Source organism: Komagataeibacter oboediens (genome assembly GCF_003207815.1).
GTDB classification, from domain to species: domain Bacteria; phylum Pseudomonadota; class Alphaproteobacteria; order Acetobacterales; family Acetobacteraceae; genus Komagataeibacter; species Komagataeibacter oboediens.
On record NZ_NKTX01000025.1, the window covers coordinates 1 to 14,566 of the forward strand.

General features: G+C 57.9%; 23 protein-coding genes. 19 read left to right on the forward strand and 4 right to left on the reverse strand.

What is annotated here, in order from left to right; translation table 11 throughout:
- Nucleotides 1-322 precede the first annotated feature (322 nt).
- From CFR80_RS19325 to CFR80_RS10760, 17 genes are all read left to right on the forward strand, one after another.
- Complete coding sequence (locus tag CFR80_RS19325; protein WP_220032741.1) at nt 323-1,069, forward strand: phage antirepressor KilAC domain-containing protein; 747 nt, start codon at nt 323-325, stop codon at nt 1,067-1,069.
- A gap of 183 nt (nt 1,070-1,252) precedes the next feature.
- On the forward strand, nt 1,253-1,561 hold the full coding sequence (locus CFR80_RS10705; RefSeq protein ID WP_110507332.1) for an RNA-binding protein: 309 nt from the start codon (nt 1,253-1,255) through the stop codon (nt 1,559-1,561).
- On the forward strand, nt 1,558-1,722 hold the full coding sequence (locus CFR80_RS19330; RefSeq protein WP_181418201.1) for a hypothetical protein: 165 nt from the start codon (nt 1,558-1,560) through the stop codon (nt 1,720-1,722). Before CFR80_RS10705 ends, CFR80_RS19330 begins: the two co-directional genes overlap by 4 nt.
- A 76-nt stretch (nt 1,723-1,798) precedes the next feature.
- A complete protein-coding gene (locus CFR80_RS19335) occupies nt 1,799-1,963 on the forward strand; it encodes a hypothetical protein (RefSeq protein ID WP_181418202.1) in 165 nt (54 codons plus the stop codon).
- A complete protein-coding gene (locus tag CFR80_RS10710; protein WP_110507333.1) occupies nt 1,956-2,735 on the forward strand; it encodes an ERF family protein in 780 nt (259 codons plus the stop codon). The genes CFR80_RS19335 and CFR80_RS10710 overlap by 8 nt, the downstream gene beginning before the upstream one ends.
- Complete coding sequence (locus CFR80_RS10715; RefSeq protein WP_019092188.1) at nt 2,732-3,367, forward strand: lambda exonuclease family protein; 636 nt, start codon at nt 2,732-2,734, stop codon at nt 3,365-3,367. The genes CFR80_RS10710 and CFR80_RS10715 overlap by 4 nt, the downstream gene beginning before the upstream one ends.
- Complete coding sequence (locus CFR80_RS10720; protein WP_110507334.1) at nt 3,364-3,570, forward strand: hypothetical protein; 207 nt, start codon at nt 3,364-3,366, stop codon at nt 3,568-3,570. Before CFR80_RS10715 ends, CFR80_RS10720 begins: the two co-directional genes overlap by 4 nt.
- Before the next feature lie 49 nt (nt 3,571-3,619).
- Nucleotides 3,620-4,099, forward strand: coding sequence for a hypothetical protein (locus tag CFR80_RS10725; protein ID WP_258367772.1), 480 nt, complete (start codon nt 3,620-3,622; stop codon nt 4,097-4,099).
- On the forward strand, nt 4,096-4,290 hold the full coding sequence (locus CFR80_RS10730; RefSeq protein WP_010518036.1) for a hypothetical protein: 195 nt from the start codon (nt 4,096-4,098) through the stop codon (nt 4,288-4,290). The genes CFR80_RS10725 and CFR80_RS10730 overlap by 4 nt, the downstream gene beginning before the upstream one ends.
- Nucleotides 4,287-4,685, forward strand: coding sequence for a hypothetical protein (locus CFR80_RS10735; RefSeq protein WP_110507336.1), 399 nt, complete (start codon nt 4,287-4,289; stop codon nt 4,683-4,685). The genes CFR80_RS10730 and CFR80_RS10735 overlap by 4 nt, the downstream gene beginning before the upstream one ends.
- A complete protein-coding gene (locus CFR80_RS10740; RefSeq protein ID WP_110507337.1) occupies nt 4,682-4,993 on the forward strand; it encodes a hypothetical protein in 312 nt (103 codons plus the stop codon). The genes CFR80_RS10735 and CFR80_RS10740 overlap by 4 nt, the downstream gene beginning before the upstream one ends.
- Complete coding sequence (gene thyX, locus CFR80_RS10745; protein ID WP_258367774.1) at nt 4,990-5,655, forward strand: FAD-dependent thymidylate synthase; 666 nt, start codon at nt 4,990-4,992, stop codon at nt 5,653-5,655. Before CFR80_RS10740 ends, thyX begins: the two co-directional genes overlap by 4 nt.
- Nucleotides 5,652-6,020, forward strand: coding sequence for a DUF3310 domain-containing protein (locus CFR80_RS10750; protein WP_258367775.1), 369 nt, complete (start codon nt 5,652-5,654; stop codon nt 6,018-6,020). The genes thyX and CFR80_RS10750 overlap by 4 nt, the downstream gene beginning before the upstream one ends.
- On the forward strand, nt 6,017-6,193 hold the full coding sequence (locus CFR80_RS19340; protein ID WP_181418203.1) for a hypothetical protein: 177 nt from the start codon (nt 6,017-6,019) through the stop codon (nt 6,191-6,193). Before CFR80_RS10750 ends, CFR80_RS19340 begins: the two co-directional genes overlap by 4 nt.
- Nucleotides 6,190-6,360, forward strand: coding sequence for a hypothetical protein (locus CFR80_RS19345; protein ID WP_181418204.1), 171 nt, complete (start codon nt 6,190-6,192; stop codon nt 6,358-6,360). Before CFR80_RS19340 ends, CFR80_RS19345 begins: the two co-directional genes overlap by 4 nt.
- The gene (locus CFR80_RS10755; RefSeq protein WP_110507340.1) at nt 6,353-6,652 is read left to right on the forward strand and encodes a helix-turn-helix transcriptional regulator; all 300 of its coding nucleotides are present in this window, start codon (nt 6,353-6,355) and stop codon (nt 6,650-6,652) included. Before CFR80_RS19345 ends, CFR80_RS10755 begins: the two co-directional genes overlap by 8 nt.
- A 16-nt stretch (nt 6,653-6,668) precedes the next feature.
- Nucleotides 6,669-7,559 (forward strand): site-specific integrase, encoded by an 891-nt coding sequence (locus CFR80_RS10760; protein WP_110507341.1) that lies wholly within the window; start codon nt 6,669-6,671, stop codon nt 7,557-7,559.
- 19 nt (nt 7,560-7,578) lie between these two features.
- Here the strand turns inward: CFR80_RS10760 and CFR80_RS10765 are convergent, their stop codons facing one another.
- On the reverse strand, nt 7,579-7,971 hold the full coding sequence (locus CFR80_RS10765; RefSeq protein WP_010516630.1) for a tautomerase family protein: 393 nt from the start codon (nt 7,969-7,971) through the stop codon (nt 7,579-7,581).
- 34 nt (nt 7,972-8,005) lie between these two features.
- Nucleotides 8,006-9,355, reverse strand: a complete 1,350-nt coding sequence (locus tag CFR80_RS10770) for an aspartate aminotransferase family protein (RefSeq protein ID WP_110507342.1) — start codon at nt 9,353-9,355, stop codon at nt 8,006-8,008.
- Nucleotides 9,356-9,497: 142 nt separating this feature from the next.
- Here CFR80_RS10770 and CFR80_RS10775 point away from each other — a divergent pair, with 142 nt between their 5' ends.
- Nucleotides 9,498-10,889: an aminotransferase-like domain-containing protein gene (locus tag CFR80_RS10775; protein ID WP_110507355.1), complete on the forward strand. Its 1,392-nt coding sequence runs from the start codon at nt 9,498-9,500 to the stop codon at nt 10,887-10,889.
- Between the two features lie 475 nt (nt 10,890-11,364).
- Here the strand turns inward: CFR80_RS10775 and CFR80_RS19845 are convergent, their stop codons facing one another.
- A complete protein-coding gene (locus CFR80_RS19845; protein WP_232275985.1) occupies nt 11,365-11,889 on the reverse strand; it encodes a class I SAM-dependent methyltransferase in 525 nt (174 codons plus the stop codon).
- Between the two features lie 234 nt (nt 11,890-12,123).
- Between CFR80_RS19845 and CFR80_RS10785 the strand changes: the two genes are divergently transcribed.
- Complete coding sequence (locus CFR80_RS10785) at nt 12,124-13,644, forward strand: amino acid permease (RefSeq protein WP_110507343.1); 1,521 nt, start codon at nt 12,124-12,126, stop codon at nt 13,642-13,644.
- 233 nt (nt 13,645-13,877) lie between these two features.
- On the opposite strand, the gene CFR80_RS10790 is transcribed toward CFR80_RS10785, so the two are convergent.
- Nucleotides 13,878-14,450 carry a phosphatase PAP2 family protein gene (locus tag CFR80_RS10790; RefSeq protein ID WP_010516623.1) on the reverse strand — a complete coding sequence of 191 codons (573 nt, stop codon included), beginning with the start codon at nt 14,448-14,450 and terminating at the stop codon, nt 13,878-13,880.
- Nucleotides 14,451-14,566 lie beyond the last annotated feature (116 nt).

Consider the following 14,566-nt stretch of genomic DNA (forward strand, 5'->3'; position numbering starts at 1 on the left):
CGGTCAGCCCTGATTTGACCTGATAGAGCCGCATCATGGCCTCTTGGCGCGACTGACAGTGCACGAGACCTGTCGGCCATGGATATTGCGCGCCTGGCTCCCCTTTCAGCCTGTAGGATTGGAACACGTAGGCTTCGGTCTCGGGTGCGGGCATAGCGAATCCTTTCCTGTATGTTCTTATTGCGTTCTCATAGAGTCGGGAAAGCTGTTTTTGCACGCCCGGACAATTGACCAAAAAAAATTCACTGAGCGGTCATTTGACCGTTGACTGTCGCGGTCATTTGGCCGCATGATTACCCCATCACCAACACGGAGATGGGCAGTGAACAGCCTCACAATTCTCTCTACGGCAATACGGCAGGACGCGGATGGGCGTTACTGCCTGAACGATTGCCACCGGGCGGCTGGTGGCGTTGCGAAGGACGCTCCGGGGCAGTGGCTTCGCACGGATCAGGCGAAAAAGCTGATCGAAGAATTGGAAACTATGCAGAATTGCACAGTTTCTGAAACTGCCGGAAAGCCGGTAGAAACGGTTCCGGGCCGCAATGGCGGGACATATGCCTGCAAGGAACTGGTCTACGCCTACGCGATGTGGATCAGCGCCGCTTTCCATCTGACCGTCATTCGCGCATTCGACGCGATGGTGACGGGGGCCACATCGGTTCAGACCCCCGCCATCGACCTGAACGATCCCGCATTCCTTCGCAGCACCCTTCTGACCTACACCGAAAAAGTGCTGGCCCTCGAGGCTGAGAAGGCAGAAGCCGCGCCCAAGCTGGAAGTATTCGAGCGCCTCGCCAACAGCAAGGGCCGCACGAACCTGCGTGAAGTCGGTAAGGAACTGCAGATCGGTTCCAAGCGTGGCATCGAGTTCCTGCGCGAGATCAAATGGACGTTCCGCGATCAGGCCGGACGCTGGAAAGCCTACGCGGGCGCGGTCGATGCCGGTTACGTCGAGATGAAATACACCACCTACACCAATACATCGGGCGAAGAAGTCAGCACGCAGCAGGTATTCGTGACGCCGAAAGGCATGGCGCGACTGGCGCACCGTCTGGGGATGCAGTGATGCCCGACAACCACCTAACCCGCTTCCTTGGCATGGCCCTGCTCGGTGCCATGCTTTTGGGCACGGTGTTCTACGCATTCGCCACTGTTGCAATGCCCTGACACGCCCAGGCCACCGGGATCGCGGTCCCGGCAGTCTGGCCGAGTTGGCCAAATATTTTCCAAGTAATGAGAGGAATTGATTATGTGCAGTAATCTTCCCGATGGTTGTTCGCAGGGTGATATTGACGCGCGGTTCGGAAATCTGTCTGCAAAGGCAGAGGATGACCTTCAGACCATTGATGAATGGAAGGTCCATCTCCGGGGCTGGATGGCGTGGGCTAAGGGTCGCAGCCTGAGCGATGGCTTCCAGATGGATGAATTTATTGCGGGCATCGAAAACCAGCTTATCGACCTGACCGCGCAGGCCAAGGAAATTGAGGCGGACGGGCAGGTTCCCGCGACCGTGGCGCACATTGTCCGTCCGCGTCTGGCGTTGGTGGGTGCGGCATGAACAAGAACACGCCCGAACCCCGCCGCTTCATCATCGGCCTCGATAAGGATGGTGAAGTAATCGACTGCCATCCGAAGGACGGCAAGTTCCGTCCCTGCCCGACGGGATATGCCCCGCAAACGATCCTGGTTGTCACCGCTGACGTGGATGTTCCCGCATGAAAAACCTTCTGACAGAACACCAGCGCGTGCGGATCAACCGGCGCGTGATGCAGAACCATAATGGGAGGCGGGGGCTGTGACATACGAACAGCGTCGGGCTTTGGTAAACAGCCTGAATGAACAGTATGGCGGGAACTGGGACAGCCGCGTGCGTGACGATCTGGAAATCCCCGCGTGTCCGGTTCCTGATTACGACAAGATTTACTTCCCGCCATCCTATGGAGTCCCCCGTCATGTCTGAAACGATTGAACGTAAAGCGACCACAACACCCGTCAAGCAGGATCAGGCGGTGGCAACAAGGCAGGAACAGGAACCAGCCGTATCCAATGGCATCCTGAACGTCATCGCGCGCGCGGCCGCCGATCCGTCTGTTGATGTGGACAAGATGCATGAACTGCTCAAGTTGCAGGACAGCATCATGAAGCGGCAGGCAGAGGCCGAGTTCAACCAGGCAATGGCCGATGCGACCGGGGAAATCCAGCGCGTTGCGAAGATGGGCAAGGTCGATACCGGCAAGGGGAAATACAGCTTCGCCCGATGGGAAGATATGGACCGGATGCTTCGGCCGGTCATGCAGAAGTTCGGGTTTTCCTTGTCATTTGACGCACAGGAGCGGCAAGGCGGCGGCCTGATGATCACAGGAACAATCCGGCATCGCAGCGGGCACAGCCAGACGGCCTCAATGCCCCTACCAGTTGATAATGGCCCCGGCCGCAACGCCCTGCAGGCAATGGGATCAACGCTGTCCTACGGGAAGCGGTATTGCGCGGAGATGCTGTTCAACATCGTGCGCGAGAATGCCGATGATGATGGTGCGCAGGGGTTTGTCCGTACTGTGGATGCGGCGCAAGCGAAGGCTATTCAGGATATGGTTGCTGAAATTGGCATGCCTTTGGCAGATGTTCTCAAGCATTTCGGCGCCAACTCGATACAGGAACTCCCGGCCAATCAGTTTGCTCGGATTGTAAATTCTCTGAACAAGCGCCGCCAGACAGGAGCGCCAACGAAATGAAGATCCACACAATGGAGCAGGGCAGCGAAGCGTGGCTTCATGCCCGGCTGGGCCTTCCTACGGCATCTGAGTTTGATAAGATCGTCAGTAACACTGGGAAACTTTCTACCCAGTCCCGCAAGTATGCCATCAGGCTTGTCGGGGAAATCATTCTCCGGAGACCTCTCGGGGCTGATCTATCAAACAATTACGATGTGCAGCGCGGCAATGAACTTGAGCCGGTCGCAGCTGACCTTTACGCGTTCGAGACTGGTCGCGTCCTGCAGAAAGTCGGCTTCGTGACGCTTGATAGCGGCATTGCCGGGGCCAGTCCTGACCGGCTGGTGGGCGATGATGGGCTTCTGGAAATCAAGTGCCCGAAGGTAGAAACCCACATCGAATACGAGTTCGACGGGTTTGGGCACAAGTATAATACCCAGACACAAGGCCAGATGATGGTCTGTGAACGCGAATGGACAGACAAGTATTCCTATTGCGAGGAAATGCCGTCCTACGTGGAGCGGGTGTTCCGGGATGAACCGTTCATCAAGAACCTGGGACAGGCCCTCAAAGACTTCAATGACATGAAGCTGGAACTGTTGGAACTGGCCCGGCAGCGCGGGATGATGCAGCAGTCGGAGATTGCGGCATGATCCCCACCAGCGACGCCGCCGAACCCGACTACCTGGCAACCCGGCTGACGTGGACGCAGCAGGTCGAACTTCACATGAGGGCGCACAATTCTGCGCCCCTCACCCTTTGCCAGAAGCGCCGGTTGCGCATTGCCCGCGATAACGGCGTCGAGCCGTGGGACGCATTCGAGCAGATCGTGGGGGCTGATAATGTGTGGTTCTGACGAACTGATCCACGACGCGCGGCAGGTTGATTTGGAAGAAACGATAAAGATGAACGAAACACCGATGTATCTTGTGCCGGGGCGGCTGACGGATGAGCAGGAAACCAACATGCGGAGCGAGTTGCTCGGCGGACCCATTCTCGATGCCGCCGACATGTTCGTGCGCATGATGGGCATTGTAGGCACCCCCATCCAGCCGTGTGCGGATGTGGAGACGGTTGGCTTCGTCCCCGACAAATCTAACCTGTTTGTCGATAAGCGTTTACCCATGACGAACATATATCGTTCTGCTGGCGATCCTTGGCCGGTTCCTTTGGTCCGCCGCACCGACATGGAGGCGCAGGTTGCCCGTGTGGCGGCTAAGAAGGATGCGGAGATTGAGCGTCTACGGCGCGCATTGTCTCGAGTGGGGGATGCTCTGGCCTACGAAATAAATGAACACAGTATTGTCGATACCGTGTGGATCAGTCCCATCGAAACAATGGACGATTTCATTGAAGCAGCCCTCACCGAAGGATCGGCAGAATGATCGAGAAACCGGATTTCGATGATTTCCACCATATCGTGGACATGGCTGGCCGCGATGGATACCAGAGCGTTTCTGTCGATCGTGCCGTAGTGGCGAAGGGATTTCTGGAAGAAATGGTTCACGAAGATGGCCGCGTTGAGAACATGACAGTAGCTGACCTGATTTACATGCTTGAGGATGTAGTGGGATGAGCGAATGGAACGGCCTACCAGATCAGCCGGAGCGGAGTGGGTGGCACGTAATCGCCTGCGGCGCGCCAAGAGCGGTGTGGTGGGATGCTGAAAGTCATTATTGGTGGGATGGGGAAAGGCGATTTTATATTACAATTCCCGAGATAAAAGCGTCCTCTCGTTCTTACAAATACTTAGGTGCCGTCTATTCTTCATTCGAAACCGCGCAGATGCGGAAGGATGAGCGGGAGCGGGCAGCCAAAGCCGCCCAGGCAATCAGCATCCATTATTACGCACTGGGTGACATGGCGGAAGATGATGCGGATGTCGTGGCATTTGACGAACGTATGATTGGCGCCAGTGAGTGCGCTACAGCCATCCGCACCCTAACCGACAAGGAAGGGAAGAAGTCGTGAGAAGTCGGGAAGAACAGATCAAGGTTCTGGCGGATGATTTCGCTAATCCGCCAGAAAGCTACCAGATGATGGAAGTGGCGGAACTGCATATCAACGAGGCCATCCAGCGCGGGCGCGAACTGGAGCGCGCGGAGATGGGACGGGATACGGCGCGGTTGGATTGGATCGAACGTCACCGCGCAACGCAGGCCGTGCATCTGGATGGTTCTGGTTGGCATGTTTTGGCGGAAGGAAGTGACGCGGGTTTTAGCGGGAATACGTTTCGGATCGCCATTGACGCGGCCATGAACGCGGAGAACGGGCAGTGACCGTAACCCTGACAGGCATCACTAAATCAATGGTGCCAGGCGTCGATACTGCTGCCCAGCTTCTCGCCTACTGCGCCCGCGTGTCCAGTACAGCCAACCAGATGAACCACGAGACCGGACCTAAGCTGCTGCGGTTTCTGGTTGAGCGCCGGGAGTGGTCGCCTCTGGAAATGATATCTCTGACTATGGAGATCGATACTACGCGCGACATTGCACGTCAGATCCTGCGGCATCGATCCTTCTCGTTTCAGGAGTTCTCCCAGCGCTATGCGGTAGTGGATGACATTCCTGTGTTCCGTGAGGCGCGATTGCAGGATCACACGGACCGGCAGAACAGCATCGAGACGGATGACGAAGAATTGGCCGGTGGATGGGAGGATATGCAGGCCCGCGTCCACATCGCCGCTGACGATGCCTATAGCTGGGCGCTGGAGAACGGTATCGCCAAAGAGGTGGCCCGCGCAGTGCTGCCCGAGGGCATGACCCCTTCACGCCTCTACATGGCCGGAACGCTGCGATCATGGATGCACTACTGCGCACTGCGGTGCGAGCGGAAAACCCAGAAAGAGCACCGGGAAATTGCCTTCGACGTGGCCGATATCCTGCGCGAGCAGTTCCCCGATATTGCCGACCTTATCCCGAGCCGGGAGGACGAAAATTGACCGAACAAACCCACACCCCCTACCAGCGCGGCCGCCGGGCTGCTGAGCGTGGAGCGCCGCGTGAATGTCCTGTAGAAATGGTTGCCTTTGGCGGAGCACTTGAGTGGTTTAAGGGCTACGATAGCGTTCCTGTGGCCCCTTGTGGGGGAAAGGTGCCGGACAGCACCGTCAACCATCCCCAACACTATAATGCCCATCCATCCGGCATCGAATGCATTCAGGTGGTCGAACATATGTCATTCAACCTCGGCAATGCCCTGAAATACATCTGGCGCGCCGATGAGAAGGGCAACGCACTCGAGGATCTGAAAAAGGCCGAGTGGTATATTAAGCGCGAGATCGCGCGGCGGGAGGAGGCAGCATGAGGCTCCGCACAAACAGCCATTTCGGCTTTTTCTACAAAGGCTACCGGGTGGAATGCACCAGCAACATCGCGCGGATTTTTCTGCGCGACAAACTGGTAGGGCAGTCTCGGGCCATCTCTCGCGCCGCTATCGAGCGGGACGTTGAGCGCGTGATTGCTGGGGAGGCGGCATGACCTACAATCTGCGCGTGGCTGGCGGCCTGACTGAACCGCTGGAACTGGTCGCCCAGAACCGATACCACGTGTTCCTGCGGTGGCGTGGCGAGATCGTCGCGACACATCTGGGGGCATGGAACGCTCTGGTGGAGAGTGGGCGCGTGGTGGAGGTGGGGAATGGGTGAAGCGCTGGAACGCTGGCTCAGTCGCGAGGGTCTGGCCCGACGCATAGACGTGAAGCCCCACAACGTGGCCCGCATGGTCAAGCAGGGCAAGCTGCCACGCCCCAGCTATCACCTTGGCGAGCGCAGTCCGCGATGGGACCGGCACGCCGTGGATGCTCTCATGATGAAAAGCCAGGGCATTGAGATCAAGCGCGACATGGATGAGATATTAGAGCAGGCTTGTGAAGAAAAAATCAGACAGCACGCGGCGCTTCAAAGTCGTAAAAAAGCGGCTGGCAGACGGGTCAATTAAGGAATACCGGTATCCAGTGAAGAAGGCTGGTGAGGATGAACCTCGCCAGCCCGCACAGGGGACGTTATCCCATATCATCCGGCTATATCAGGGCAGCGTAGAGTTTCATTCCGCGAAGCCTAAAACACAGAGTGTGAGAAGTCTTTATCTGGGTGAGTTTGAAAATATTTTGGCGTTGCCAATACAGGACGTGAAGAGGAGAAATATCTTAACGATCAGAGATATGCTTTCTACAATTCGCGGGAACGGGGCCGCTAACGGTTTTCTAGCGGCAGCCAGATCATTATTCGCATGGGCAATCAGTCGTGATTGGGTTGAAATAAACCCGGCCGCCGGGGTCAAGCCGATGCCTGTTTCTCCATTGCCCGCATGGACACCAGAGATCGTGCGGCAGGCCATGGAGACACTGACCCCTACCCTGAAACGCGCCGTCATTCTGGCCCTGTTTACCGGGCAGCGCCGAGGGGATTTGTGCAGAATGAAGTGGAACGACATATCTGATGGTGTAATCTATCTCGTTCAGGGAAAGACTGGCGTCCCGCTCAGAATACCCGTTCATCCCGCATTGCAAGCGCATCTTGAGCGCTGGCCCCGGACGAACGAGTTTATTTTAACAACATCAAGAGGGCGCCCATGCCGACCTGATACATTGTCTGGGGGGCTGTATAATGCGGCGGTGGAAGGGAAAATACCCAAGGGATTTAATATCCACGGCCTACGAAAAATGGCGGCGACGTTATTGGCAGAGGCCGGATGCTCTACACATGAGATCGCGGCAATAACTGGCCATAAAAGCCTTGCCATGGTTCAGCACTATACGGCGTCAGTCAATCAGGAGAAATTGGCGAAGGAGGCCATCAGTCGGATAAATGCCAGTTTCCTAAACGAAAAGGAAACTGGCTCGTAACATACTGAAAATACTAGGTTTAAAGATCCCCTGTCAGGAACTGCGCGCGGCCCAGACCGAAGCTCCAGTGTTCATCCTGGTTTTCAATAACCGATACCATCAGGTCGGATGGCGCAAGGCCACAGCGGGCCTGCAGCGTTTCCGCCAGCAGCTTGTAGAACGCAGCAATCTGTTCCTTGCCACGCGGGCGCGAAACCACCTGCAGCAGCACGACCTTGGGCGTACGGGGAATGTCCAGCCCCGTATCCTCGATCACCATATGGGTGGGTTCGTGTTCGGATACCAGCTGGTAGCGATCGCGTGCAGGCACCTTGAACGCTTCCAGCATGGCGTCATGCGCAGCGTCGAGCAGCCCGCGCAGTTCCGCCGGGTTCCGCTGTCCTTTTACAACGTGAAAATGCAGCAAAGGCATGATGTTTTCCTTGTTCCTGTCTGAACGTCGAGGCTCAGCCGACCTGAATGATGAGCTGGCGAAGTGTCGAAACCATGTCACGCAGTTCCTGCGCGGTGGAAATGAACGGCGGCCCGAAGGAGACCGCCTCCCCCGTCACGCGCAGCAGCAGGCCGCCACGCAGGGCGGCTTCAAACAGGGCCTGCCCACGCGCGCCCGGTTTGCCGTCCACCGGTTTGAGGTCAATGGCCGCCGTCAGGCCAATATTGCGGATATCGGCAATGGTATCGAGGTCTTTCAGACTGTGGATGGCGTCTTCCAGCACGGGTTCAAGTTCGCGCACCCGGGCGACAAGCCCTTCCTCACGCATGACATCCAGCACGACATGTCCCACCGCCGCTGCCATGGGGTGGCCGGAATATGTATAACCATGACAGAACTCGATGGCATTTTCCGGACCGGTCATGAAGGTGTTGTAAATCTCGTCCGTGACGATCACCCCGCCCATCGGCACGATGCCATTGGTCACGGCCTTGGCGAAGGTAATGATGTCCGGCGTTACGCCAAAACGCTGGGCGCCAAAGTTCTCGCCCATGCGGCCGAAGCCGGTAATGACTTCGTCAAAGATCAGCAGGATGCCGTTGGCCGTGCAGATTTCACGCAGGCGCTGCAGATACCCGACCGGCGGCACGATCACCCCGGTCGATCCCTGTACCGGTTCGACAATGACCGCAGCGATGGTGGAGGCATCATGCAGCGTTACAAGCCGGACAAGATCTTCCGCCCGGTGGGTGCCCCATGCCGGCTGCCCGCGGGTAAAGGCCATGTGCGCGGGTTCATAGGTATGACGCAGATGGTCGACGCCCGGCATCATGCCGGCGGCGAACATCTTGCGGTTGGACACGATGCCCCCCACCGACATGCCACCGAAGCCGACACCGTGATAGCCGCGTTCGCGCCCGATCATGCGGAAACGGTTTCCCGCCCCCTTGATACGGTGGTACCCCAGCGCAACCTTCAGCGCCGTATCGACCGCTTCCGACCCGGAATTGGCGAAGAAGACGTGATCCATGCCCTGCGGGGCAAGGTCGGCAATCCGTTCAGCCAGCGAGATGGCGCCGGGATGGGTCAACTGGAAGCTTGGCGCGAAATCCAGCGTTTCGGCCTGCCTGCGCACGGCTTCGACAATACGCGGATGGGCGTGCCCCAGCGGGGTGCACCACAGGCCCGACAGGGTATCGAACAGCCTGTGCCCCTCGCTGGTCGTGTAATACGCCCCTTCGGCACTGACCAGCGTACGGGGGGGCATGTTGGCCCGCAAATGGCGGTTGGCGGTAAAGGGTTGCCAGTACACCCCTTCGCGCTCGTTCCGGAGGAGTTCTGCTTTTTCTGAATCCTGAGCCATGTTACAATCCTGCACTGAAATCCGCCCCCAGTCCCTGATGCGAGGACGATTCATTTCATGACCGTAAGTCCCGGCCCGCGCCCTGTATATGTACAATCCGGCCGCGCGTTGTGAAACTGTACTGATTGGCACCGGCTTTTCCATGACATCCCCCCCTTTCCGCAATCCGGACCGACGCAGCCACACGCCCCTTGTCGGCCAGATCGGACAGGATCTTGAAGACCGCATCCGCAGTGGTGTCCTGCGCCGGGGGGAACGGCTGCCATCCATCCGGCGCATGGCGCGGCAATGCGGGGTCAGCACCATTACCATCGCCAATACCTACCTGCGGCTGGCCAGCACGGGACTGGTGGAAAGCCGGGGCACGCGAGGATATTTTGTCATAGGCCCGGAACGCGGCACGCCGCTGCTGCAACGCTCCATTGATTCCATGTGGCTGCTTCAGCACGCATATGAGGACGAAGCCCCGGTGATCAAGGCGGGATGCGGGTGGCTGCCATCCGACATGCTGTTCACATCGGCCACCCAGCGCGCGCTGACGGGACTGTCGCCACAGAAACTGGCGGCCATGCTGGAATACGGCAACCCCTACGGCCATGCCGGATTGCGGCACAATATCCGCCAGATGCTGGCACGCCGGGACATTGCCTGCACCGAAGGCAGCATCATCCTGACCCATGGGGCAAGCCAGGCGCTGGAACTGGCGGTGCGCTGTCTTTCAACGCGGGGTGATACGATACTGGTGGAAGATCCGGGGTATTGCAATCTCTACCCGGCCCTGCAGGCGCTGGGCCTGCAGATCGCCAGCATTCCGCGCCTGCGCGACGGTCCGTGCCCCGAACAGCTGGAGCGCATGGTGCGCCGGTACCAGCCACGCCTGTTCATAACGACCTCCATCCTGCACAACCCCACCGGCACCTGCAGTACGGCACGCAACATGCGTGATGTCCTGCGCATTGCCCGGAAGCATGATGTGACCGTAATTGAAGATGACATCTTCCTGGACCTTGCCCCGGACGGGCAGCAGACACTGTCGCAACTGGGCGGACTGAATGCGGTTATCCATATCGGCAGCTTTTCCAAAACCATCGGACCGGGGCTACGTGTGGGATATGTCGCCTGCGCCCCGGATACCGCGCAGCGGATCCTGCGGCAGAAAATGGCCAGTAACCTGACCACCGCTCCCCTGAATGAGGAAATTGTCCATAACATTGTCAGTAGCGGGCTGTACCGTCCCCATCTGGCGAATCTGCGTGAAAGCCTGATGCGGGCACAGGCACGCGTCTGCTCCCGTCTGGAACAGGCGGGGATGCAGCTTTACTTTCACCCCGCCGGCGGCATGTTCGCCTGGGCCCGGTTTGGAACCGACAGGGATGTGCGCGCCCTGGCGGAACGCGCCTGTTCATATGACATCATGCTGGCGCCCGGTCATCTGTTCCGCCCGGATGAACAGCCCTCGCAATGGTTCAGGTTCAATGTGGCACATTCGGATAACCCGCGCCTGTTTGACTTCCTTGAACGCATGACGGGCTGACATACTGTCTGGGAACAAGTGTTTCCGGGAGCCAAATTTTTCAAAAAAGCGATATATTTGAATATTTTTAAAAAATATTCACAAGAAACTTCTTATTAATTACATAATTTATCGTTTACTTCCAAATTTATTGTATTATACGCAACAAAATAAAATCTACATTTCGTAACCATCCATGCATGCATCAATAACATGCGGACCTGCTCCGGACGTTGGCTGCCGCACGGGCCAGCCAAAATATGCAGAAATGCCGGCACGGTCATAATCCGTGACATGATTGAATCCGGCCCTGCGCAGAATATCGTGCATGTCTGCGGGAGTGAAGCGGCTCAGCCATGGTTCACCGACAGAAGACACGAAATGCGCCCGTTCTTCCATCAGTTTCCTGCGGTCCCCGTCGTAATTTTCAACGGATTCCCCGTAATCGAATACAATTTCAGCATCAGGTATGGTCGCAATGAAGCGTAATATCTTTTCAATACTGTCGCGCCCCAGATACGGCACGACGCCCAGCCACGAAAAAAAATGCAGGCCGATCCGGGTCAAACCCGGCACGGACCAGACAGTCCACCAGGTCATCCCGTTCGAAATCAGCGGCCACGAAGGTCAGGGTATCCGGCGCCGTAATCCCCAACCGTGCAATATGCCCGCGTTTCCAGTCCTGCATGGCGGGCCTGTCCACCTCGAACACGACAAGGCCGTCCTTTCCATGCGGGCCGCGCAGACCAAGCGTATCGAGGCCGGCCCCCAGCACAACGGCCTGCAGCACGCCACGCCGCACGGCTGCCGCCAGTCTGTCTTCCGCAATGCGGCTTCGAATGGCCATGAAGAGACGGAAGTTTTTCTCGCCCGGCGCGTCTTCCTCCATACCAGGTTGTGCACTGTCCCCGCCCGAGATCAGGACCGCGAGCGGATCAGCGAAGACCGCTCCCCTTTCCAGCAGTTGATGCCTTGCCCGATGCCGGGCGACACGCCATGCGGTTATGCTTGGACACTCCATATCAGGATAGATCTTCAGCCCTGTTGCACCCGAAGCAAGCCAAGCACCCTGCAGGCCGTCAGATCAATTCACATTTCATAATCAGGCAGGCGGGGCAACAGCCCTGCACTCGCCCGCATCGGCATACATGCGGCATGCCCGTCCCATTCTTGCACATATCGCGTTTATCCATAGGTTCCTCCCTGCGGGACAGCATATAATGCCCGGCAGGGACAGGACGGGGAAAACGGGTGAATGAAGTTTGATCGCGTAAAATCGCTGGACGCAATCATTGCGACATCGAAAAAGAAGTCGCTGAACCGTTCGCTTGGGGCGTTCCAGCTTACGATGCTGGGTATTGGCGGGATCATCGGCACCGGTATTTTCGTGCTGACATCCGAAGCCGCGCAGAAGGCAGGACCGGGCATGATGCTCAGTTTCATCCTTGCCGGTTTCATCTGCATGTGTGCGGCGATCTGCTATTGCGAACTGGCGTCCATGGTTCCGACTGCGGGATCGGCCTATACCTATACCTATGCCGTAATGGGGGAACGGCTGGCATGGATGGTGGGGTGGGCGCTGATCCTGGAATACGCCATCGGGGCGGCCGCCGTGGCGTCAAGCTGGTCAGGGTATATGGTGGGACTGGTCCGGAACCTGCTTCATGTTGACATATCCCCCCTATGGGTCAACAGCCCGCAGGCAGGCGGGTACGCCAATCTGCCCGCGGTCGTCATTATCCTCATGATTACCTGGCTTCTTGTTCTGGGCACGACCGAAAGCGCGCGCGCCAATGCCATTCTGGTCGGGATCAAGGTCATGGCCCTGACGCTGTTTGCCGTCCTGGCCATTCCGGTCATGAGCACCAGTCATTTCATCCCGTTCATGCCAACCGGGATCACCGGCATGGCCGGAGCAGCCGCGTCGATATTCTTTGCCTATGTCGGTTTTGACGCCGTCTCCACCGCAGCCGAGGAAACTGAAAATCCGCAACGCAATGTTCCGGTCGCGCTGATCGCTTCCCTTGGCTTCTGCACGGCATTCTACCTGCTGGTTGCCCTTGGGGCCATTGGTTCCCCCCTTGGCGCACAGCCCGTCATGGCGGCGGATGGCAGCGTGCTGCCCCCCGGCACGCTGGCGCTGGAATACAGGTGCCAGACAATCATGGCAGACGGGGCACCTACCCCGCTGCCATGCTCGCACGAAGCACTGGCCCATATCCTGCGGTCCATAGGGTGGAACCGGGTCGGAAACCTGATCGGCCTTGCCGCGACCATGGCCCTGCCCTCCGTCGTGCTGATGATGATATTCGGGCAGACACGCATCTTTTTCACCATGGCGCGCGATGGCCTGCTGCCCGCCGGGCTTGCCCGTGTCCATTCCCGCTACCGCACGCCGCATGTCGTCACCATTGTCACCGGCATTGGCGCGGCAGCAGGTGCTGCTTTCCTGCCGGTGGGCACCCTGGCTGACTATTCCAATTCCGGCACCCTGTTCGCATTCGCCATGGTGGCGATATCCGTCCTGATCCTGCGCCGGACCGATCCCATGCGTACGCGTCCGTTTCGCGCACCCGCCATATGGGTCATTGCGCCACTTGCCATTCTTGGGTGCCTTTACCTGTATCTGTCGCTGGATCTGGTCGCCATACTGGTTCTGCCGGCATGGGGCATGACCGGACTGGCCATCTATTACGGTTATGGTCGTGCGCGCAGCCATGTGGGCCGGCGGGACACCGTAATACCCTGCCCGCAAAAGCAGTCGCGGGATAGCTGACCCCTCATCCAGCGCGGCCAGGTAAGATGCCCCCGCGCACGGAAACAGGTCAGTATAGATTGCTGCCTGAAAAGCCTGTCCGGAAAATATTCAGTCATCATAAGAACGTTTTTTCAGAAAGCTGTGGAAGACGTCGCTTTTTTTGAAAAAAGACGATACCAAAAAACTTTTTTCTTTTATCGATAAGTCATGATCAACCAATCCCGAAAAGATAGAAAAACAGGTCCGGTCCGTTACAGGTGATCGGGAAACAGCCCTTCTGGCGAAAAGACCTGACGGATCGTCGCTTCCGCCCCAAGATGGAACCCATGGAACAGCAGGGCGACACCAGCGATACAGGGCAGCATATATCCCCATAATGAACGGGGCACCGGACCACATTTCATTCCCAATACCAGTCCGGCAATACACCCCACGCATGTGCCAACCATGACTTCGCCCATGGTATGGGCCTGCAATCGCCAGCGGGTATATCCCACAACACCCGCAACGCCCAGCAGGGGGACAAGCATGGCAACCGGGTGGCGAACAAGCACACGCCGCAGCAGCATGACCAGCAGACCGCCATATGTGACAATGGCAGCGGCCACATGACCACTGGGGCTGAATACACGGGCCTGCATGAACCATGCATAATACAGCCCCGCGATCTTGAGCAGCAGCATCGTACCCAGGGCCAGGCCGATAACAGTGCACCAGACCCACATGCCCCGCCACCATCCCCGCACGCCCATCACACAGGCGGCCGTCGCCACGACCGGCAGAATATCAGCCTGATCGGCAAAATCGGTAATGAATTGCATCATGGGGAAGTGGCCTGCCCTAGCCTGTTCACATCTGCCATATCATACGTTTGGCAGGGGCACCAAAAACCGCCCGCAACATGGCCGATATCCCCGTCCCGGAAGGGCCCCACCCCGTT